The sequence below is a fragment of the Sporosarcina sp. 179-K 3D1 HS genome (assembly GCF_047228905.1).
Taxonomy (GTDB): domain Bacteria; phylum Bacillota; class Bacilli; order Bacillales_A; family Planococcaceae; genus Sporosarcina.
In genome coordinates this window covers 15,650-37,144 of record NZ_JBFEGI010000006.1, presented here as the reverse complement: position 1 = coordinate 37,144, position 21,495 = coordinate 15,650, and the positions used below count along the sequence as shown (strand labels likewise).

Below are 21,495 nucleotides of genomic sequence, written 5' to 3'. Positions count from 1 at the left end.
AACTACATGAAAAGGGGAAATAGGACATGGATTTAAGCAACGTACAACGCAACGACGCCGCAGTATATGAGGCGATCATGGCGGAGAAGAACCGTCAAAATTCCAACATCGAGTTAATCGCTTCGGAAAACTTCGTAACAGAAGCTGTCATGGAAGCACAGGGCTCCTATCTGACAAATAAATATGCGGAAGGATACCCAGGCCGACGCTATTATGGCGGTTGTGAGCACGTTGACGTTGTAGAGGACATCGCCCGCGATCGCTTGAAAGAAATTTTCGGCGCTGCGTACGCAAATGTTCAACCTCACTCCGGTGCACAGGCGAACATGGCTGTATACTTCACGGTTCTGAAACCGGGTGACACTGTTCTTGGTATGAACCTGTCGCACGGCGGTCACTTGACGCACGGAAGCCCGGTCAACTTCTCGGGTGAATTGTACAATTTCGTAGACTATGGCGTGAGCAAAGAGGACGAGCGTATCGATTATGAAGACGTCCGTCAAAAAGCATTGGAGCATAAACCGAAAATGATCGTAGCGGGTGCGAGTGCCTACCCACGCGAAATCGACTTTGCGAAGTTCCGTGAAATCGCGGATGAAGTCGGAGCCTACCTATTCGTGGACATGGCGCATATCGCTGGCCTTGTCGCGGCAGGCGAGCATCCGAATCCAGTGCCGTACGCACATTTCGTTACATCCACGACCCATAAAACACTTCGCGGCCCACGCGGTGGCTTGATCTTGGTGAATGAAGAGTTCGCAGAGGAATTCGGCCGGAAACTCGACAAATCGGTGTTCCCTGGTATCCAAGGCGGCCCGCTCATGCACGTCATCGCAGCGAAAGCAGTGGCATTTGGAGAAGTGCAACAACCAGAATTCAAAGAGTACGCCAAACAAGTGAAACTCAATGCAAAAGCGCTTGGTGAAACACTAGTGGCGGAAGGCGTCGACATCGTCTCCGGCGGAACCGACAACCACTTGCTTCTATTGAAACTAAATTCCCTTGGCCTAACAGGGAAAGTGGCAGAGCATGTGCTAGATGAAGTCGGCATCACGGTGAATAAAAACACAGTTCCATTCGATACCGAAGGCCCATTCGTCACATCTGGAATCCGTATCGGTACACCAGCTGTTACAACACGTGGCTTCAAGGAAGAAGAAATGAAAGAAGTCGGCTTGATCATCGCCAAACTTCTGAAAAACCACGAGGACGAAGCGGTCAAAGCAGAAGCACGCCAACGCGTCGCGGCTCTAACCGACAAATTCCCACTATACAACTAATTGGAAATCGCCCCGGGTGTATACTCGGGGCGATTTTTGCGCTCGTATGCGCGGGCATCCCGTCTAACTTGCGTCGCGTGGCCGCTCATAACTTCGGGCAGGCGCTGATAATTTTGCGCGGGCGCTGATAACTCCGCGCGGCCGCTTATAACTTCGGGCAGGCGCTGATAAGTTCGTGCAGCCGCTGATAACTTTGTGTGGGCGCTCATAACTTTGCGCAAGCGCTGATAACTTGGCGTGGGCGCTTATAACTTCGCGCGGGCGCTTATAACTCCGCGCAAGCGCTGCTAATTTTGCGTGGCCGCTGATATCTTCGCCCAAGCACTCATAACCCCACGCCACCGCCCAAAATTCCACACCACCACTCCCGAAACAGCCAACAATCTCCCCCTCTCAACAACACTCCAGCCTATGTTCAAACAATGCTCTCAAATCCCGGCCTTTCATTTGACCCCGAACGGATTTGAATCTGTTATAATGGACAGGACATTCCGAAAAGGAGCGAATAGTTATGCCGAAAGTACATGTTTTTGATCACCCGCTTATCCAGCACAAGTTGACCTATATCCGTGATGCGAACACGGGCACGAAGGAGTTTCGCGAGCTTGTGGATGAAGTGGCCACACTCATGGCGTATGAAATCACCCGTGAATTGCCTTTGAAAGAGGTAGAAATTGATACGCCGGTCCGTAAAGCGAAGTCCAACGTGCTGGCAGGGAAGAAGCTCGGCATAGTGCCGATCCTGCGGGCAGGCATTGGGATGGTCGATGGAATCCTGAACTTGATTCCCGCTGCGAAAGTGGGGCATATTGGATTGTACCGTGACCCGGAGACGTTGTTGCCGGTTGAATATTATGTAAAGTTGCCGAGTGATGTGTCAGAGCGTGATTTCATTCTCGTCGATCCAATGTTGGCGACAGGGGGATCGGCGATCGAGGCCGTGAACTCCTTGAAAAAACGCGGAGCGAAAAATATAAAATTCATGTGTTTGATCGCTGCTCCGGAAGGCGTGAAAGCGATGACCGAAGCGCATCCGGACGTTGATGTTTTCATTGCGGCGCTTGACGAAAAATTAGATGAAAAAGGGTATATTGTTCCTGGACTCGGAGATGCGGGGGACAGACTTTTCGGAACAAAATGATCTGGAAGGCGTGAACACGTTGAAACGCAAATGGAAGGTAATGACAATTTTCGGCACGCGGCCTGAAGCCATCAAAATGGCCCCGCTCGTGCTGGAGCTACAAAAGCATGCAGAGGATATCGAATCGATCGTGACGGTTACTGCCCAACATCGACAAATGCTCGACCAAGTCCTCGAGACATTCGGAATACAGCCGGACCATGATTTGAATATCATGAAGGATCGTCAAACGTTGGTGGATGTCGCGACGCGTGGGCTGGAAGGCCTCGACCGCATCATGAAAGAGACGGAGCCGGATATTGTACTCGTTCATGGGGATACATCGACGACTTTCATTGGAAGTCTCGCGGCTTTTTACAATAAAATAGCGGTCGGCCACGTCGAAGCGGGACTCCGTACATGGGATAAATACTCCCCGTATCCGGAGGAAATGAACCGCCAAATGACAGGAGTAATTGCGGATCTTCATTTTGCACCGACTGAGAAATCCGCCCGTAATTTGCTCGATGAAGGAAAGCGGGAAGACCGAATTCATATTACGGGAAATACGGCGATTGATGCGCTTCGGACTACGGTGCGCGACGAGTATTCTCACCCTGTTCTCGACCAGTTGGGTACCGACCGGCTTCTGTTATTGACCGCCCACCGACGGGAGAATTTGGGCGAGCCGATGCGTAATATGTTCCGTGCCATTAACCGGTTGCTGGACAAGCATTCGGATCTCCAAGTGATTTACCCGGTCCATATGAATCCGGCGGTCCGGGAAGTGGCGGATGAACTGCTCGGCGATAACCCGTGCGTCCATCTGATCGAACCGCTAGAAGTGCTGGATTTCCACAACTTTGCCGCGCGCTCCCATATCATTTTGACCGACTCTGGCGGCATCCAGGAGGAGGCTCCGTCACTTGGAAAACCGGTGATTGTCTTGCGGGATACGACAGAACGGCCGGAAGGGATCGAAGCGGGAACGTTGAAACTGGCCGGAACGGACGAAGATACCATTTTTGATTTGACGGACACTTTGTTATGTAATGAAGAGGAATATCACAAAATGGCCCACGCATCCAATCCTTACGGAGACGGCCATGCCTCCGAGCGAATCGTGACCGCCTTGAAAGACTATCTAGCTTCACAATAAAACCTTGACAACCGGGACTTTCCCGGTTGTTTTTTTATTGAATAAAGGAGGCCGGATTGTCATGGCAATCCGCCCAACTGTCATGGCGATATCGGTAACTGTCATGTCCCACGCAAAAACTGTCATGGCTCGGTCAAACTGTCATGGCAATCCGCTCAACTGTCATGGCAATATCGAGAACTGTCATGCCCCACGCGAAAACTGTCATGGCTCTGTCGAACTGTCATGGCAATATCGAGAACTGTCATGCCCCACGCGAAAACTGTCATGGCTCTGTCGAACTGTCATGGCAATCTCGGGAACTGTCATGTCCATCGCGAAAACAGTCATGGCCCGGTCGAACTGTCATGGCACTCCGCCCAACTGTCATGGCTCGGTCGAACTGTCATGGCAATATCGAGAACTGTCATGTCTCTCGCTGAAACTGTCATGGCTCGATCGAACTCACATGGCAATCCACCCAACTGTCATGCCTCCAGCCGAAATTCCCATTCTCCACCTCAAAAACCCCCTCCCAACGCCACCATTTCACTTGAATTTCTTAAATTTGTCGTTTGTTTGACAAAGTTGTCGCTATGTGAAGATTTTCACGGGAATCAATTGACATCAATTTTGCGCTATTGTATGCTAACAAAGGATAAGAATGATAGGGTTTCATCTATATAAAAATGAACCGCTACCGAACCGTCGAGGTTTCGATCATCACATCCCAATTCGTCGATTGGTGCGGAAAGTCGGGTGTCGCTTTCACTGCAACTGTGCTTCACTTCTAGACACTGAATCGACAATGCCCTAGCAATTTTCAGGTTTCCATCCTTTTCGGAGTCTTTGCCGGCAACAGGCTGGACAGCGAAACGGGAACCACCCCGCTATCCCTTGTGTTCACTTGCATGACTTTGCATGTGGACAAGCTCCACACGATCCCAAAATAAGAATTCAGGAGACCGACCAACCATGCAAACACTCCAAGAAATCCATAGAAGGCAAAAGAGAGTGCTCTTTTTTTTGCTCGCATTGTTCATTCTTGGATGGGCGTTTACTGGATTTCCGCAAATTTTTGCAGGATTAATCCTTGGTTCTTTGTTCGGATTGTATAATTTCTGGATTCTTGTCCGTAGAATGGAAAGATTTGACCGTACGATTGCGGAGGGGAAAGGGAGAGCTTCAATTGGGACTGCGATGCGTTTCGCCTCAGGAGTAGCCGCGGCTGCCATCGCGATTTCGTTACCGGAACAAGTGGACTTGGTCAGTACGGTGATCGGTCTTATGATTCCTTATGTCCTGTTATTGGTAGACAGGATAATTTTCCATGCAAGACATCATTAATCCGACTTGTCAAAGGGAGGTGAACGAAACTTGAACCATGAAAATCCGTTATGGACGGCTTTCAAAGGAACGGCTTTTGAAATGACTTTCAACTTATCAAACGTTCTGATGCTATTCATTACTTGTCTCATTGTCTTCTTTATCGCGATTGCCGCAACAAGAAACTTGCAAGTCAAGCCGACAGGGATGCAGAACTTTTTTGAATGGATCATGGACTTCGTTAAAGGGATCATCAAGAACAACATGGACTGGAAAACGGGCGGAAGATTCCATGTTCTAGGAATTACGCTTATCATGTTCGTTTTCGTAGCAAACGTCCTAGGGCTACCATTTGCGATTACTTGGGATCATGTCCTTTGGTGGAAATCGCCAACAGCCGATCCGGTCATTACGATGACGCTTGCCACGATGGTCGTTGTCCTTACCCATTACTACGGGGTGAAACAACTTGGCATGAAAGGGTATCTGCAAGGGTACATTAAGCCGATTCCATTATTGGCTCCGCTAAAAATCATTGAAGAGTTTGCGAATACGTTAACTCTCGGTCTACGTCTTTATGGAAATATCTATGCGGGGGAAATCCTGATCGGACTACTCGCGTCATTAGGGGCTTCCAGTATCTTCGGTTTTGCCGGCGCATTGGTTCCCGCACTGGCTTGGCAAGGATTCTCCATCTTCATTGGAGCCATCCAAGCATTCATTTTCGTTATGTTGACGATGGTCTATATGGCGCACAAGGTCAATACAGATCATTAAACATATAATGCCCGTTTTTCCGGGCAAATAACAAAAAAACAAGAAAATTTAGGAGGAAATAAAACTATGGTAGGTTCAGTTGGTCTTTTAGCAGCAGCACTCGCAATCGGTCTTGGTGCACTAGGTGCAGGTATCGGTAACGGTATGATCGTTTCTAAAACAGTAGAAGGTATCGCTCGTCAACCAGAAGCACGCGGTGTTCTTCAAACGACAATGTTCATCGGGGTAGCGTTAGTTGAGGCCCTACCGATCATCGCTACAGTTGTGGCGTTCATCGTATTGAACAAATAATAACAACATTCCACTTTATAATGGCGAAGTGCGCACTATGTTCCTTCGCCATTCCTTTATGTATATGAATACCCTGATTATGCAAATAATGAACGAATTCCATAAGTAAAAGGTTCCGGCGCATTCTGCTGAACCTGACAGAAGTCTTCGGTAGCTACTAGATACCGGAGCATGCTCGATAGAGGTAGAAGCACTTGAAGGGAGTGAAACAATCGTGTTTTTGGATAGCTTCGTCCTATTGGCTGCAGATGCACCCAATTCAGGATTTTTAGCAAGTTTGAACGACAGATTGAACCTTGGCGATATTATCGTTACGGTTACATTTTTCACGATTCTGATGATTCTTCTGAAAAAATTCGCATGGGGCCCATTGATGAGCGTCATGGACCAACGTGCCGAATTGATCGCAAAAGAAATTGAAGAGGCTGAAAAAAGCCGTGCAGAATCCCAAAAGCTATTGGAAGAACAACGCAATCTTTTGAAAACTGCTCGTGAAGATGCGCAGCAAATCGTAGAGAGTGCCCGCCAGCAAGGGGATGCTCAACGTGAAGAGCTCGTGCAAGCTGCTCGTGCAGAAGTCGGCCGCATGAAAGAATCGGCTGCAATGGAAATTGCAACGGAAAAAGAAAAGGCGATCGCTGCAGTCCGCGAAGAATTCGTCTCACTTTCCATCTTGGCTGCGTCGAAAGTACTCGGTAAAGAAGTATCCGAGGAGGAGAACCGCGCACTGATTGAGGAGACGATTGTGAAAGCAGGCGATGCGCAATGAGTAAATCAGTAGCGGCAAAACGCTATGCACTCGCATTGTTTGAACTAGCGCAAGAAAAAGGACTCACTGGACAACTACGGGAAGAACTTCTCGAAGTGAAGAAGGTGTTCCTGGCCAATGAAAAGCTAGGTGAATTGCTCAATTCCCCGAAGCTTTCCGAAGAAGCGAAAAAGAATTTATTGGCGGGTCCATTCCAAGCGGCCAGCCCGTATATTTTGAACACTCTTTTCGTCTTAATTGAAAAGAAGCGTATTAACGAAGTCGTACAAGTCGTCGACGAGTTTGTCGACTATGCCAATGATGCAGCGGGTGTGGCAGATGCAAAAGTATACTCTACCCGTCCGTTGACCGAAAGCGAAAGCCAATCGATTTCTGCAGCATTTGCAAAAAAAGTCGGCAAGCTTTCCTTACGAATTGAAAATATCATTGATCCGAGCCTAATCGGGGGCATCCGCCTTCAAATCGGCAACCAGATCTACGACAGCAGCTTGAGCGCGAAGCTTAACCGTTTGAAACGGGACTTGATCGGATCATAAATCTGAATTTTGAGGGGTGACATACATGAGCATCAAAGCTGAGGAAATCAGTTCTCTTATAAAACAGCAGATTGCAAATTATCAATCTGAAATGGAAGTGAGCGAAGTTGGTACAGTTATCGTAGTCGGTGACGGTATCGCACGTGCTCATGGCCTCGACAACGTCATGGCTGGAGAACTTTTGGAATTCTCTAATGGTGTCATGGGTATGGCGCAAAACTTGGAAGCGAACAACGTCGGTATCGTTATCCTTGGACCATACACAGATATCAAAGAAGGCGATGAAGTACGTCGTACAGGCCGTATCATGGAAGTTCCAGTCGGTGAAGAATTGATCGGACGCGTTGTGAATCCGCTCGGCCAACCAGTGGATGGTCTAGGTCCGATTGCCACAACGAAAACTCGCCCGATTGAAAGCCCGGCACAAGGTGTTATGGCGCGTAAATCGGTTCACGAACCGCTGCAAACTGGTATCAAAGCGATCGACGCATTGGTTCCAATCGGTCGTGGACAGCGTGAATTGATCATCGGTGACCGTCAAACGGGTAAAACATCGGTCGCAATCGACACAATCCTCAACCAAGCTGACCAAGACATGATCTGTATTTATGTAGCGATCGGTCAAAAAGAATCCACTGTCCGTGGTGTTGTTGAAACATTACGTAAAAACGGTGCTCTAGACTATACGATCGTTGTTACAGCATCTGCTTCACAACCGGCTCCGCTTCTATTCCTTGCGCCATACACAGGCGTTACAATGGCGGAAGAATTCATGTTCCAAGGAAAACACGTATTGGTCGTATACGATGACCTATCGAAACAAGCGGCTGCATACCGTGAACTTTCCTTGCTACTACGTCGTCCTCCAGGCCGTGAAGCCTACCCTGGTGACGTATTCTACTTGCACTCCCGTCTACTCGAGCGTGCTGCAAAATTGAATGATACGTTAGGTGCAGGTTCAATCACTGCATTGCCATTCGTTGAAACACAAGCAGGGGACATCTCCGCTTACATTCCGACGAACGTCATTTCCATTACGGACGGGCAGATCTTCCTTCAGTCCGACCTCTTCTTCTCGGGTGTACGTCCAGCGATCAACGCCGGTCTTTCCGTATCCCGTGTAGGTGGTTCAGCGCAAATCAAAGCGATGAAGAAAGTTGCGGGTACGCTACGTCTTGACTTGGCGGCATACCGTGAGCTTGAAGCGTTCGCGCAATTCGGTTCCGACCTCGACGCTGCGACAAAAGCGAAACTCGATCGCGGAGCACGTACGGTTGAAGTATTGAAACAAGACTTGAACAAACCGCTTAAGGTGGAACACCAAGTTGTCAGCCTATACGCATTGACACGTGGATTCCTGGATGATGTCGCAGTTAAAGACGTCCTTCGTTTCGAAAGCGAAATTAACACATGGCTCGAATCTAACCACACTGAAGTTTTGGAACATATCCGTACGACAAAAGACCTTCCGTCTGATGACGTAATGGCTGACGCGATCAATGCGTTCAAGAAAACTTTTGTACCGTCCGAATAATTGACTGTAGAACAGTATAAAAAACGATAAGGTGGTGAATTGCCAGTGGCATCATTACGCGATATAGAAACTCGTATTAAATCGACGAAGAAGACGAGCCAGATCACAAAAGCGATGCAGATGGTTTCCGCTTCGAAACTGACGCGTGCTGAGCAGAATGCAAAAGCGTTCGTTCCCTACATGGAAAAAATCCAGGAAGTGGTCGGCTCAATCGCGGCAGGGACAAGCGATTCCGGTCATCCGATGTTGACTTCACGACCTGTCAAGAAAACAGGATACGTCGTCATCACATCGGACCGCGGACTTGTAGGAGGTTACAATGCTAACATCCTGCGGGTTGCGAAACGCGCCATCGAATCCCGTCACAAGTCGAAGGACGAAGTGATGATCATCGCGATCGGTCGTAAAGGCTTTGAATTCTTTAATCGGATGGGCTTCAATGTCGTTGAAAGTCTCATCGGCTTGTCCGACCATCCTACTTTCGGTGAAATCAAAGAAATCGCGAACCGTGCTGTTGGCATGTTCACAGAAGGCGTCTACGATGAAGTGTATTTGTACTACAACCACTTCGTCTCCGCCATCTCAAGCGAAGCGACTGAAAAGAAATTGCTTCCGCTCACAGATATCACATCGGCGCCTACCGCGTCCTATGAGTTCGAACCTTCAGGAGAAGCGATCCTGGAAGTTCTTCTGCCGCAATATGCGGAAAGCCTCATCTTCGGCGCGGTGCTCGATGGAAAAGCGAGCGAACATGCTTCCAGTATGACAGCGATGCAAACCGCTACAGATAATGCTTCTGAGTTAATAGATTCTTTAACACTTTCATTCAACCGTGCCCGACAAGCTGCGATTACGCAAGAAATTACGGAAATCGTCGGTGGCGTCGCCGCTCTGGAGTAAGAGCGGAACAGGCAGGGAAACGAGTAAGACAGGAGGGAAAAGCATGAGTAAAGGACATATTCTTCAAGTTATGGGTCCGGTTGTTGACGTTAAGTTCGACGGCGGAAATTTGCCGGAAATCTATAACGCATTGAAGGTCCAAATCCAACGTCCGAATGCCGAAGCTGAAACGTTGACACTAGAAGTCGCGTTACACCTTGGTGACGATTCGGTCCGCACGATTGCGATGTCATCGACAGACGGCCTACAACGCGGTTCCGTAGTTGAAGATACAGGTGCTGCCATTTCGGTTCCAGTAGGTGACATTACACTAGGACGCGTATTTAACGTACTAGGTGAAATCATTGACTTAGGTGAGGAGATCCCTGCTTCTGAGCAACGTGATCCGATCCACCGTTCTGCACCAACTTTCGAAAACCTTTCAACAGAAGTTGAAATCCTGGAAACAGGTATTAAAGTGGTTGACTTGCTTGCGCCATACATCAAGGGTGGTAAAATCGGTCTCTTCGGTGGTGCGGGAGTAGGTAAAACAGTTCTAATCCAAGAATTGATTAACAACATCGCACAAGAACACGGTGGTATTTCCGTATTCGCAGGTGTTGGGGAACGGACACGTGAAGGGAACGACTTGTTCCATGAAATGACGGACTCCGGCGTTATCAGCAAAACGGCGATGGTATTCGGTCAAATGAACGAGCCGCCTGGCGCACGTATGCGTGTTGCTTTGACTGGCTTGACAATGGCAGAGCATTTCCGTGATGAACAAGGCGCAGACGTTCTTCTGTTCATTGACAACATCTTCCGTTTCACACAGGCAGGTTCTGAAGTATCCGCACTTCTTGGCCGTATGCCATCTGCGGTTGGTTACCAGCCGACACTTGCTACAGAGATGGGTCAATTGCAAGAGCGTATCACATCGACTAACGTTGGTTCTGTTACGTCGATTCAAGCGATCTACGTACCGGCGGATGACTATACGGACCCGGCTCCAGCTACAACTTTCGCTCACTTGGATGCTACGACAAACTTGGAGCGTAAACTATCAGAAATGGGTATCTATCCGGCGGTTGACCCACTTGCGTCCACTTCCCGTGCACTTAGCCCTGAAATCGTAGGGGAAGAGCACTATGAAGTCGCACGTCAAGTTCAATCGACGCTACAACGGTACCGTGAACTACAAGATATCATTGCGATCCTCGGTATGGACGAGTTAAGTGAAGATGACAAATTAGTCGTTGGGCGCGCGCGTCGTATCCAGTTCTTCCTATCTCAAAACTTCCACGTGGCTGAGCAATTCACTGGCCAGGCTGGTTCCTATGTGCCGGTTGCTGAAACGATCAAAGGATTCAAAGAAATTCTGGACGGTCGCTACGATCACCTTCCGGAAGATGCGTTCCGCCTAGTTGGTCGTATCGAGGAAGTTATCGAAAAAGCAAAAGGCATGGGCGTAGAAGTTTAATTTTAACAGATTATTAATTTTTTAATAAAGCCTCCGGCAGAACTTGCCCTGGATCATGCAAGGCTGGCGGTCACCGCGCTGGAATAGCCTTGTTTGATCCGGGGATGCTGTTTTCTGCACCGGAAGTGAAGCGGCAGTCGCGATTACCCGGAGGCGTTTTCGATTAAAGGGACCAGGAGGAAAAAAAATGAAGACCATGAAAGTCAATATCGTCACTCCCGACGGCCCTGTCTGTGAAACTGAAGCGGACATGATTATCGCAGCCGCAGAATCGGGCGAAATAGGGATTCTTCCCGGCCACATCGCTATGGTGGCACCGCTTCAAATCGGTGCGCTTCGCCTGAAAAAAGATGGTGCGACAGAACATGTTGCCGTGCACGGCGGTTTTATCGAAGTCCGTCCGGAGGTTGTTACCGTATTAGCCCAAAGTGCAGAAATGGCTGCCTCCATCGATTTAGCACGCGCAAAAGCGGCGGCTAAACGTGCTGAGGAAAAACTGCGGGCTAAATCGGATGAAAAAGAACACCAAATAATGGAGTTTGCTTTACAGCGTGCCATTAATCGAATCAAAGTGTACGAAACGAGAGCATAAATTGATCTTCATTCACCAAGAACACTTACCTTTTTAAGTGTGGATGATGAATGCAGAGTGATTTCTTTCATCATGGCGGACAGGGGATGTAGATCTTCTGCCCGCCTTTTTATTGGAGGGAAAATGTGGAAGGAGTGTGGCAGGCATGATTGGATACAACCCCATTTTGGCAATCGTTTCGCACATTTTCTTTATTGGTATTTCGTTTTACGCTCTACAATCGATTATGCCCGAGAAAATCATCCGGAAAAACCGGATTTTCCAAGCGCAACTTTTATTCATCTTAATCAGCATTTCCATCGGTTGGGCTGTATCGAATTTCTTTTTAGAGATATCCTATTGGTCAAGGCGCATTCCATTCTTAATTTGAATAATGGGTCGGACATAGCATCGCCGCACATACGAAAGGCCTGTCCGTATGTGGGGCGATGGTATGTATGGAAGCAGGAATTTTATAGGTTTTTTTTTCAAAGAGCTGGGGAATGTATGGAACAGAGTGGCATGTCTTCTGAAAGGGTGACACAAATCGTCAAATGTGTACATATTATAGACTACTCAGAAGTCACATGGAAAAATAGCCCGGAGGCAGCTTGTTAATTCAGCCAGGGCACTGTAAAATAGTATATGTTTTTATGCTTAAAATCATGACGAAAAAAATCGAAATATATGACGACATCATGTCTATGTACAACACTGGAGTCGGAGGGGCTTATTTTGGATAAAATTATAATAACTGGTGGGCGGACACTGAAAGGTAATGTCCGTGTCGAAGGGGCAAAGAATGCAGTATTGCCAATTCTTGCGGCAGCTTTACTTGCCACGAGAGGCACAAACATCATTCGCGATGTCCCCAACTTGTCAGACGTCGGCACGATCAATGAAGTGTTGAAAAGCCTGCATGCAAAGGTGGAGTATTCCCCTGAGGATGACGAGGTAAGAATTGATTCATCCGGAGAATTATCGCCAGAGGCACATTTTGAATATGTCCGGAAAATGCGGGCATCCATTTTAGTGATGGGTCCGTTGCTCGCGCGGAACGGATTTGCGAGAGTCGCTTTACCTGGAGGATGCGCCATCGGATCACGTCCGATCGATCAGCATTTGAAAGGCTTCGAAGCGATGGGTGCGGAAATCACATTTGGCCATGGACATGTCGAAGCGAAAGCGAAACATGGATTAAAAGGCGCAAAAATTTATTTGGACTTCCCGAGTGTAGGAGCGACGGAGAACATCATGACGGCTGCCGCATTGGCTGAAGGCACGACTATTATCGAAAATGCGGCGAAAGAGCCGGAAATTGTCGATTTAGCGAATTTCATCAATGAAATGGGCGGTAAAGTGGTGGGCGCCGGAACGGATTCCATCCGAATCGAAGGCGTTACGGAATTATATGGAACTACTCATCATATTATACCTGACCGGATTGAAACAGGAACATTCATGGTAGCTGCCGCTATTACAGGGGGCGACATCATTATTGAGAACGCAGTTCCGGAACATAACGCAGCCCTCATTTCAAAAATGGGCGAGATGGGCGTTATCATTACGGAATTGGATGAAGGTATTCGTGTATCCGCTAAGCATCCATTAAAAGCGGTCGATCTGAAAACGATGCCGCATCCTGGATTCCCGACTGACATGCAATCACAGATGATGGCACTTATGCTCACTTCAGAAGGCACTGGTGTCCTCACAGAAACGGTATTTGAAAACCGGTTCATGCACGTCGAGGAATTCCGCCGAATGAATGCAAATGTGAAAATCGAAGGACGTTCTGTGATCGTCATGGGACCGTCCAAATTACAAGGAGCGGAAGTCGCCGCAACAGACTTGCGCGCCGCTGCCTCGCTCATTTTGGCGGGTCTGGTCGCAGAAGGTGTCACACGCGTCACCGAACTCGAACACCTCGACCGTGGCTACGTCAACTTCCACGGCAAACTTGCCGCTCTCGGAGCCGATATCATTCGGATTTCCGAAACATCAGAAGAAAAAGCTAAACAACTCGCTTAAAAAAAGCCGCATCTTGCGGCTTTTTTCTATATGGGAGGGAGCCTCTTCGTGGGACGCCCATAATTCCGTGTGGGCGCTGATAACTCCGCGCCAGCGCTCATAATTCCGTTCGAGCGCTGATAACTCTGTGTAGGCGCTTATAACTCCGTGCGTGCGCTGATAACTTTGCGTGGCCGCTGATAACTTCGCGCATGCGCTCATAACTCCGTGCGCCCGCTGATAACTCTGCGCACGCGCTCATAAGTCCGCGCAAGCGCTTATAACTCTGCGCAGGCGCTCATAATTCCGTGCGTGCGCTTATAACTCCGCGCAGACGCTCATAACTTCACGTAGACGCTCATAACCCCGCGTGAGCGCTGAACCGGGACCAGGTACCCTGAAGATTACCTCACAACGCTCCCATCCGGCCTCCCAACGTTTCCCCCAAACCTCGCAAAACTCCCGTCCCGCCTCCCAACGTCCTCACCAAACCTCCCAACGCTTCCACCCCACCTCCAAACACCCAACCTTCTTCCCTCCCAAAAAGAATAATCCACACCCCCATTTCATATAATCAACCATGGACAAACTACTCACCGTTTTTTTCATCATTATACTATTTATCATCCCCATTCTACTGAAACAGCCGTTGCCAACGAAGCAGTTAACGGAGGAGTCGAAAGAAGAATTATGCCCCGTCGACATCCAAGTGGAGGGGATTGGGGAACCGATCCCCTTGGAAGAGTACGTGGTGGGCGTGGTGGCGGCGGAGATGCCGGCCACCTTCCATCCGGAAGCGTTGAAAGCGCAAGCCATTGCCGCAAGGACGTATGCCTTGCGCACGACGGAGAGCGGAAAGAAGCCAATTGCCGCTGGTGTGTCTGCGCAAGTGTATGCTACGGAGGCGAAACGCAAAGATCGATGGAAGAAAGAGTTTAAGCGCAATGAGAAAAAGGTGCGCGCCGCCGTCGAAGCCACGGCGGGGGAAATCGTGACATATGAAGATCAGATGATTTCCGCCATGTTCTTTTCCACGTCCAACGGCAAGACGGAAGCTGCTAAAAATTTTAGCGGCAACGATATCCCGTACTTGCAAAGCGTGGAGAGCGTGGGAGAGGAAATTGTCGCACCGCAATTCGAGCGACAAACCGAATTGCCACTTGCCGAATGGAATCGGGCGATGGGCAATCAATGGAGTGCCGACCATTTCCGTGCTCTCCAATTAGTCCGGAATCCGACAGGTCGCGTCCAGAAAGCGGTCACCACCGGTTATGAAATCAGCGGCAGAGAAATGCGGGATTTATTAGGACTGGCCTCGACCGATTTTGATATCGCCTATGACGTGACGAATGAAATCGTCCATGTCACCACGAAAGGATACGGTCATGGGGTCGGTATGAGCCAATACGGCGCGGAAGCATACGCGCAGAAAGGATGGACAGCGGAAGCGATTCTTCAACACTATTACACCGGGACAGAAATAAAAAAATTCAACTTAGATGATTCCGAGTGTTTAAAAACTCCTGCACTTGCAAATAATAGCAAGTGAGGTGATGACAATGCGAGAAGAAAAACCTAAATCCCCTTCTCAAAAGAACAAAAGTTCAAAGAAAAACAATTGGTTCTGGCCCGTCCTTTATTCAGCCATCGCGGTTGTCTTCGTCGGAATGATCTGGGGTTATAACGCATTTATGAAAAACGACTCCACCAATCAAGCCGACCTGGCGGGCAAAGATCCGAACGATTCCGTCGTAGTCGAAACGAACGCCGGAAAGGAAACACTCAAATACCCATTCGCCGAAACATTACTCGATGACGCAGTTATTCTACATGAATATTATGATGCTGGAGCGGATGAAGAAATGCGGGAAAGTGCACTTCTTGTTTTCGATCAAAAATACGTAACGAATTCAGGCTTGTGCATCTCGGTGGCGGGTGAGCCATTTGAAGTGGTCGCTGCCATGAGCGGAAAAGTAAAAGAAGTCATCAACGATCCTTTCAAGGGCAGTGAAGTGACAATCACCCACTCTGACGGTATGGAGACGACGTATGGTTCCTTAACTGGTATTCTCGTCAAACCGGATCAGGAAGTTGTGCAAGGACAACCTATCGCAACAGCAACTGAAAATGAGTGGAACCCGGAAGCGGGCATCTACCTACATTTTGAAGTGAAGCAAGACGGCGTGACGAAGAATCCACGTACGTATCTCGGGTTCCAATGACCAGGCTAGGCCATTCCAATTGAAAAATGGAGTGGCTTTTTCCTTTTCTGCAAATTCTCCCCGGATGACGCCCGCAAATCCCATCATTCCCGCATACCTGCCCTATTCGCCGCATAAGATGAAGGAAGATACGGCTGACAGGAAAGGAAGAGGGCGTGCACGAGCAAATACGGAGGCGATGCGTGCGCCTCGGAAACATGTTGCTAGAAACGGGACTTACAGTGCGGGCGCTGGCAAAAGCCACTGGGTATTCCAAGAGCACGGTTCATAAGGATCTCACGGATCGTTTGCCCAATGTCGATACGGCCTTGTCGGAGGAAGTCGCAAAAATATTGGCCTACCATAAGTCTGTCAGACATCTACGCGGCGGTGAGGCGACACGCATCAAATGGATGAACGAAACGAAAAAGATAGGTGATGAATAGGAAAAAAGGACGTGTCGTGAACTGTGCCGACCGTCCTTTTGCTTTGGATGAAAAATGAATGGTGAATATCCAAAGTTTTTCTTGATTACTGGTACCAAAGTATGTTCACTACCGGATAACTATGGTAAAATTATTTGTTAAGAGAGTACATATACGGGAATTTCGGAAGGGGACAAATGAGGAATGTTTTCAAAAGATATCGGGATAGACCTTGGCACAGCCAATGTCCTGATTCATGTGAAGGGAAAAGGAATTGTGTTGAATGAACCCTCGGTCGTAGCCGTAGATAAAAAGACAAACAAAGTGCTGGCTGTGGGCGAAGAGGCAAGACAGATGGTCGGACGGACACCCGGGAATATCGTGGCGATCCGGCCGATGAAAGACGGAGTCATTGCAGATTTTGACGTGACGGAGGCTATGCTTCGTCACTTTATTAATAAATTGAATGTCAAAGGGTTTTTATCAAAGCCAAGAATCCTCATTTGTTGCCCTACTAATATTACAAGTGTCGAACAGAAGGCGATCCGGCAAGCTGCGGAGAAGTCAGGTGGGAAACGAATCTATCTCGAAGAGGAACCGAAAGTGTCGGCGGTCGGCGCAGGAATGGACATTTTCCAGCCGAGCGGCAATATGGTCATCGATATCGGAGGCGGTACTACCGATGTGGCCGTTCTGTCGATGGGCGACATCGTCACCTCACAATCTATTAAAGTGGCAGGAGATACATTTGACACGGATATTACGAATTATATTAAAAAGGAATATAAATTACTGATTGGGGAAAGAACAGCAGAAGACATCAAAATCAATGTCGGCACCGTTTTCCAAGGTGGGCGGAAAGAAGAGATGGATATCCGCGGACGCGATCTAGTCACAGGTCTACCCCGCACAATCACGGTCAATTCCAAAGAAATCGGGGAAGCGCTCAAGGAATCGGTCTACATGATCGTCCAAGCGGCCAAAAATGTCTTGGAAAAGACACCGCCTGAGCTATCGGCAGACACGATCGACCGCGGAATTTTCTTGACAGGCGGCGGCGCCCTGTTGCACGGCATTGATCAGCTGTTGGCGGAAGAATTGAGAGTCCCGGTATTCATAGCCGAAAGCCCATTGGATTGCGTGGCAATCGGGACAGGCATTTTATTAGAAAATATGGATAAGGTTTCAGCATATTAATCATTTACGCCTCCGCGTACTGAGTCTCTTAAAGAATTTGGAGACTTGCTGAATCAAGTTGAATAGGAGGACAGGCTTATGTTTCGCGGATTTTATACAGTCGGTTCGGGGATGATAGCCCAGCAACGGAAGACGGAATTGCTGGCGAATAATATTGCAAATGCGAACACGCCAGGGTTTAAGGCGGATCAGTCAGTCATCCGGTCCTTTCCGGAAATGTTCATGTCCAGCATTGAAACGGCCCGGATTCCAACGAAAAACGGGTTTCAAATGAAAGGCCTCTCGCCGGTCGGCTCGATTTCGACAGGGGTCTATATGCAGGAAACCCTTCCGCTTTTCGCGCAAGGCCAATTGCGGGAAACGGGGTTGAATACGGATGTGGCCTTGATTGACGGGCAGCTGCCGACCGATGAGGAGACAGGGATCCCTGGGGCCATCTTCTTCCGGTTGGAGAACGAGGACGGCACGGAGCATTATACGAAAAACGGCAACTTTGCGCTGAGTCCGAACGGTTTTCTGACGCATCCAAATGGATTCTATGTATTAGATGAAAACGGTCAGCGCATCGCTCTGCAGAATGATGATTTCCACATTACAAGTGAAGGTGTTATCATGGAGGGGAACACGGAAGTGGCGACACTCGGTGTTTCATTTGCCCAGCGTCCTGATACGCTTATGAAGCTCGGTAACGGAACATTCGTACAAGAGGGCGGCGGCAATTTGCCGGCTGCGGATGGCGTCGCGGGCGTCACTTACTCGATGCAGCAACGGTATGTAGAGGCTTCCAACGTAGATGCGGCCCGGGCGATGACAGATATGCTCGCTGCCTATCGAGCGTTCGAGGCGAATCAAAAGATCCTGCAAGCCTATGACCGAAGCATGGAAAAGACCGTGACGGAAGTCGGGCGAGTCACGTGAATGTCTTCTTAATGGAAAGGGGTCCTAACGCATGATCCGTACGATGGCAACAGCGACCAATACGCTAAATCAATTACAGCATCAAATCGATATTATCGGAAATAACTTGGCCAACTCGAATACAAATGGCTATAAAGCAAGCGATGCAAGTTTCCATGAGCTCCTTTATCAGCAATTCAACAACGACAAAGCGGACAATGCGCCGCGGCAATCGCCGCTTGGCATACGCTATGGAACGGGCGCGGTCCTTGGACAAGCGCAGATCAATTGGAAAATCGGCTCTCTGCAAATGACCGGCCGGGAGCTCGATTTTGCACTGACGGAGCCGAAACAGCATTTTAATATTCTGATGCCCGGGGAAAACGGGGACACTCAGACTGTCTATACACGGCAAGGGAATTTCTATGTGTCTCCGGTTGGAAACGGCCAATTGATGCTCGTCACGGGCGAAGGCTATCCGGTCGCAAACAGTGCGGGGCAGCCGATCACGTTTGCGGATAATGTCCAAAGCTACAAAGTCCAGCCGGGCGGCATCCTTGAAATGACGTTCGTGAATGGTATGGTAGGACAAGTGGAGCTTGGCGTCACCGTGATGGAGCGGCCCAATGTCATGACGCGCCTGTCTGCCACCACTTTTGCCCTTCCGGAAAACTTGGCGGATATGGGAATTGCCGAAGCAGACATCCTCACTGAGATCCAAGGGGCGGCCCGGAACGGAATCGGATTGCAAAACCAGGCACTCGAGGCATCCAACGTCAATTATGAGAAGGAAATGACCGATTTGATTTCAGTTCAGCGTTCCTATCAATTCAACGCACGCACGGTGACGCTGGCAGACCAGATGCTCGGTTTGATCAACGGCATCCGATAAGCATTTTATTTCCAAAAGCATCGATTCAACTTTGGGTATTTGCATAGAGGTGGGAGTTTTCCGCTAAATAAAGGTAAATAGTCATTTTTCAATAAAAAGTAGCGAAAGTCTGTTACGATAGAGTGGCGGTCCAAGACATCGGGATGCTTGGACCGGATGACCCGGATGATGGGTCTCGGCAATGTCCGGTTACCGGCAGCCAGAGATTAGAGAACTAGGGAGTATCGGATATGACAGATGAAAAACGGAATGGTTCCAATCGTGTCAAGCGGGAGCGGCTGGAAACCGAAGCACCGGCGAAACGGTCGTTACGCGCATCCCGTCATGAACGGAAAAAGATAGAAGAGCCCGAGCAGGCATCGGAGACCCGGAAATGGGTCCAGATCCGGATTTTGCCGATTTGGCTACGCATCATTCTGGTCCTTTTGCTATTGGCGGGCGCAGCCATTCTAGGAGCGATGATCGGTTATGGCTATCTTGGAGATGGCCAACCAAGCGATGTGCTTAAAAAAGAAACATGGACACATATTTTTGATATAATGAATGGTAAAGAGTCGTAAACGGCTCTTTCGTTTTTGGACAAACTTTATACATAACGCACGCTCAGGAGGAAATGCCATGCTTACTGCAAGTCAAATACAAGAAATCATTCCGCATCGATACCCATTCCTGCTTGTGGACCGGATTCTGGAAATCGAAGAAGGCAAACGGGCGGTCGGATTGAAAAACGTGACTGTCAATGAAGACTTTTTCAACGGCCATTTCCCAGGCTATCCCGTTATGCCCGGAGTTCTCATCGTGGAAGCGCTTGCACAGGTTGGGGCAGTCGCCATGCTGCAAAAAGAGGAAAACAAAGGACGGCTCGCTTTTTTCGCAGGAATCGACAACTGCCGCTTCAAACGGCAAGTGACGCCCGGTGATACATTGCGGTTGGAAGTGGAAATCGTCCGGCTGCGTGGATCGATCGGAAAAGGTAAGGCAGTCGCAACAGTCGATGGGGAAATTGCCTGCGAAACGGAAATGACATTCGCACTCGGACCAGCCAGCGGGAACTAAATTTGCAAGGAACTTGAAATTTCGTTACAATGGTCAATGCAGTGTCGTGCCTATGAGGCAACGACTTTTATAGTAGGAGGGTACAACTGGATGTTCAAAGATTTATCTCCCAATATTAAAAGCAGTATCACGAGATCCATTACACAAACGTTTGAACAATATATGAGCGATATCGAATGGAGCGAGGAGCGGTTCAGCGTCGATGACTACTTCGCCAATTGGCGCGAATACATCACAACGAGAGCGCTCTGGTACAATACAATTCCGGATTCCATGAAACGGGATCCCAAATTCCATGAAGACCTGGCCAACCGCATCAACGAAATCATCGAGCGCATCTTAAGTGAACCGCCGTCCGAAGAACAAATTGCAACGATTCAAATCATGCAGGAAGAACTCGGCACACACTATGAATATGAGTGTAAAGCCGAAGCATTATACGTGGAAAACCTACTGAAAAACCATATGCAAAATAATCGCTGAGCCGCCTGCGACGGCCGCTCATTCAAATATCAGCAGAAGGATGGATAATTCCCTCTTTTCGAGCCAACCTACAATTATCATACGGTCTGTATGATAAACGGCTTGTGGAAAGGAGGGAATTTTCATGTTCAAAAAAGCCTTACCGCTTGTTCTCATGTCGGGACTTGTCCTCGGTGCTTGTAACTTAAACGGGAATGATGACAATAACGGGATGAACGGAAATAACGGAAATAACGGGGCAGTGCCGAATAACAACGAAACACCGATGGAAAACCTGGATGACCGGACAGGAGATTGGACACCCGATCTGAATGGTAACAATGGAAACAATGGAATGAACGGAAACAATGGAAACAACGGAATGAACGGCCAAACTGGACCTGACCTCGACGGCATCGATAACGGCAATGACAACCGGGTACGTGACGGCATCATCGATAACGGCGACACGACCACCACCCCACGTGGCAACATGAACGGCAACAACAACCGCTAACCGCAAGCCGACCAAAAGGCTGTTCCTCGAAATCATGAGGAACAGCCTTTTGTATGTGTTGACTTGGAGCGAGGCGATAATAAATCGTTTGCAACACTCATAATTCCCGTTCGCCGCTCATAAGTTGAGAGAAGCGC

Annotated in this window: 26 protein-coding genes; 24 read left to right on the top strand and 2 right to left on the bottom strand. The window is 48.8% G+C overall.

Annotated features, from left to right (window positions below):
* Positions 1 to 26 precede the first annotated feature (26 nt).
* The 3 genes from glyA to wecB all read left to right on the top strand — a co-directional run bounded on the left by glyA (position 27) and on the right by wecB (position 3,559).
* Complete coding sequence (gene glyA, locus AB1K83_RS09625) at positions 27 to 1,280, top strand: serine hydroxymethyltransferase (RefSeq protein ID WP_413057977.1); 1,254 nt, start codon at positions 27 to 29, stop codon at positions 1,278 to 1,280.
* 511 nt (positions 1,281 to 1,791) lie between these two features.
* Positions 1,792 to 2,421 (top strand): uracil phosphoribosyltransferase, encoded by a 630-nt coding sequence (upp, locus tag AB1K83_RS09620; RefSeq protein ID WP_413057976.1) that lies wholly within the window; start codon positions 1,792 to 1,794, stop codon positions 2,419 to 2,421.
* Between the two features lie 40 nt (positions 2,422 to 2,461).
* On the top strand, positions 2,462 to 3,559 hold the full coding sequence (gene wecB, locus AB1K83_RS09615; RefSeq protein WP_413058126.1) for a non-hydrolyzing UDP-N-acetylglucosamine 2-epimerase: 1,098 nt from the start codon (positions 2,462 to 2,464) through the stop codon (positions 3,557 to 3,559).
* Here wecB and AB1K83_RS09610 read toward each other — a convergent pair.
* Positions 3,551 to 3,685, bottom strand: a complete 135-nt coding sequence (locus AB1K83_RS09610; protein ID WP_413057975.1) for a hypothetical protein — start codon at positions 3,683 to 3,685, stop codon at positions 3,551 to 3,553. The two genes, wecB and AB1K83_RS09610, sit on opposite strands and share 9 nt — an antisense overlap.
* 200 nt (positions 3,686 to 3,885) lie before the next feature.
* Positions 3,886 to 4,023, bottom strand: a complete 138-nt coding sequence (locus AB1K83_RS09605) for a hypothetical protein (protein ID WP_413057974.1) — start codon at positions 4,021 to 4,023, stop codon at positions 3,886 to 3,888.
* 490 nt (positions 4,024 to 4,513) lie between these two features.
* Here AB1K83_RS09605 and AB1K83_RS09600 point away from each other — a divergent pair, with 490 nt between their 5' ends.
* The 21 genes from AB1K83_RS09600 (at position 4,514) to AB1K83_RS09500 (ending at position 21,358) form a co-directional block, all read left to right on the top strand.
* Positions 4,514 to 4,885 carry an ATP synthase subunit I gene (locus tag AB1K83_RS09600; protein ID WP_413057973.1) on the top strand — a complete coding sequence of 124 codons (372 nt, stop codon included), beginning with the start codon at positions 4,514 to 4,516 and terminating at the stop codon, positions 4,883 to 4,885.
* Between the two features lie 30 nt (positions 4,886 to 4,915).
* Positions 4,916 to 5,641 carry a F0F1 ATP synthase subunit A gene (gene atpB, locus AB1K83_RS09595; protein ID WP_413057972.1) on the top strand — a complete coding sequence of 242 codons (726 nt, stop codon included), beginning with the start codon at positions 4,916 to 4,918 and terminating at the stop codon, positions 5,639 to 5,641.
* A 66-nt stretch (positions 5,642 to 5,707) separates the two neighbouring features.
* On the top strand, positions 5,708 to 5,932 hold the full coding sequence (atpE, locus tag AB1K83_RS09590) for a F0F1 ATP synthase subunit C (RefSeq protein WP_413057971.1): 225 nt from the start codon (positions 5,708 to 5,710) through the stop codon (positions 5,930 to 5,932).
* Between the two features lie 214 nt (positions 5,933 to 6,146).
* Complete coding sequence (atpF, locus tag AB1K83_RS09585) at positions 6,147 to 6,701, top strand: F0F1 ATP synthase subunit B (RefSeq protein ID WP_413057970.1); 555 nt, start codon at positions 6,147 to 6,149, stop codon at positions 6,699 to 6,701.
* Positions 6,698 to 7,237 (top strand): F0F1 ATP synthase subunit delta, encoded by a 540-nt coding sequence (locus AB1K83_RS09580; protein ID WP_413057969.1) that lies wholly within the window; start codon positions 6,698 to 6,700, stop codon positions 7,235 to 7,237. The genes atpF and AB1K83_RS09580 overlap by 4 nt, the downstream gene beginning before the upstream one ends.
* Before the next feature lie 25 nt (positions 7,238 to 7,262).
* Entirely contained in the window at positions 7,263 to 8,771 is a 1,509-nt protein-coding gene (gene atpA, locus AB1K83_RS09575) for a F0F1 ATP synthase subunit alpha (protein WP_413057968.1), read from the top strand.
* Positions 8,772 to 8,816: 45 nt separating this feature from the next.
* On the top strand, positions 8,817 to 9,671 hold the full coding sequence (gene atpG, locus AB1K83_RS09570; protein ID WP_413057967.1) for an ATP synthase F1 subunit gamma: 855 nt from the start codon (positions 8,817 to 8,819) through the stop codon (positions 9,669 to 9,671).
* Between the two features lie 43 nt (positions 9,672 to 9,714).
* Positions 9,715 to 11,130: a F0F1 ATP synthase subunit beta gene (gene atpD, locus AB1K83_RS09565; protein ID WP_413057966.1), complete on the top strand. Its 1,416-nt coding sequence runs from the start codon at positions 9,715 to 9,717 to the stop codon at positions 11,128 to 11,130.
* Between the two features lie 187 nt (positions 11,131 to 11,317).
* Positions 11,318 to 11,722 carry a F0F1 ATP synthase subunit epsilon gene (locus AB1K83_RS09560; RefSeq protein WP_413057965.1) on the top strand — a complete coding sequence of 135 codons (405 nt, stop codon included), beginning with the start codon at positions 11,318 to 11,320 and terminating at the stop codon, positions 11,720 to 11,722.
* 145 nt (positions 11,723 to 11,867) lie between these two features.
* A complete protein-coding gene (locus AB1K83_RS09555; protein ID WP_413057964.1) occupies positions 11,868 to 12,092 on the top strand; it encodes a DUF1146 family protein in 225 nt (74 codons plus the stop codon).
* A 344-nt stretch (positions 12,093 to 12,436) separates the two neighbouring features.
* Entirely contained in the window at positions 12,437 to 13,732 is a 1,296-nt protein-coding gene (murA, locus tag AB1K83_RS09550; RefSeq protein WP_413057963.1) for a UDP-N-acetylglucosamine 1-carboxyvinyltransferase, read from the top strand.
* A gap of 559 nt (positions 13,733 to 14,291) precedes the next feature.
* Positions 14,292 to 15,260: a stage II sporulation protein D gene (spoIID, locus tag AB1K83_RS09545; protein WP_413057962.1), complete on the top strand. Its 969-nt coding sequence runs from the start codon at positions 14,292 to 14,294 to the stop codon at positions 15,258 to 15,260.
* Positions 15,261 to 15,270: 10 nt separating this feature from the next.
* Positions 15,271 to 15,933: a peptidoglycan DD-metalloendopeptidase family protein gene (locus AB1K83_RS09540; RefSeq protein WP_413057961.1), complete on the top strand. Its 663-nt coding sequence runs from the start codon at positions 15,271 to 15,273 to the stop codon at positions 15,931 to 15,933.
* A gap of 155 nt (positions 15,934 to 16,088) precedes the next feature.
* Positions 16,089 to 16,358 carry a sporulation transcriptional regulator SpoIIID gene (locus AB1K83_RS09535; RefSeq protein WP_413057960.1) on the top strand — a complete coding sequence of 90 codons (270 nt, stop codon included), beginning with the start codon at positions 16,089 to 16,091 and terminating at the stop codon, positions 16,356 to 16,358.
* A gap of 183 nt (positions 16,359 to 16,541) precedes the next feature.
* On the top strand, positions 16,542 to 17,534 hold the full coding sequence (locus AB1K83_RS09530; RefSeq protein ID WP_413057959.1) for a rod shape-determining protein: 993 nt from the start codon (positions 16,542 to 16,544) through the stop codon (positions 17,532 to 17,534).
* Positions 17,535 to 17,612: 78 nt separating this feature from the next.
* Positions 17,613 to 18,452, top strand: coding sequence for a flagellar hook-basal body protein (locus AB1K83_RS09525; RefSeq protein ID WP_413057958.1), 840 nt, complete (start codon positions 17,613 to 17,615; stop codon positions 18,450 to 18,452).
* 31 nt (positions 18,453 to 18,483) lie between these two features.
* The gene (locus AB1K83_RS09520; RefSeq protein ID WP_413057957.1) at positions 18,484 to 19,323 is read left to right on the top strand and encodes a flagellar hook-basal body protein; all 840 of its coding nucleotides are present in this window, start codon (positions 18,484 to 18,486) and stop codon (positions 19,321 to 19,323) included.
* Positions 19,324 to 19,553: 230 nt separating this feature from the next.
* The gene (locus AB1K83_RS09515) at positions 19,554 to 19,883 is read left to right on the top strand and encodes a DNA-directed RNA polymerase subunit beta (RefSeq protein ID WP_413057956.1); all 330 of its coding nucleotides are present in this window, start codon (positions 19,554 to 19,556) and stop codon (positions 19,881 to 19,883) included.
* 58 nt (positions 19,884 to 19,941) lie between these two features.
* Positions 19,942 to 20,379: a 3-hydroxyacyl-ACP dehydratase FabZ gene (gene fabZ, locus AB1K83_RS09510; RefSeq protein ID WP_413057955.1), complete on the top strand. Its 438-nt coding sequence runs from the start codon at positions 19,942 to 19,944 to the stop codon at positions 20,377 to 20,379.
* A 90-nt stretch (positions 20,380 to 20,469) separates the two neighbouring features.
* Positions 20,470 to 20,862, top strand: coding sequence for a hypothetical protein (locus AB1K83_RS09505; RefSeq protein WP_413057954.1), 393 nt, complete (start codon positions 20,470 to 20,472; stop codon positions 20,860 to 20,862).
* A 124-nt stretch (positions 20,863 to 20,986) separates the two neighbouring features.
* Positions 20,987 to 21,358, top strand: a complete 372-nt coding sequence (locus AB1K83_RS09500) for a hypothetical protein (RefSeq protein ID WP_413057953.1) — start codon at positions 20,987 to 20,989, stop codon at positions 21,356 to 21,358.
* The last annotated feature ends 137 nt before the right edge of the window (positions 21,359 to 21,495 follow it).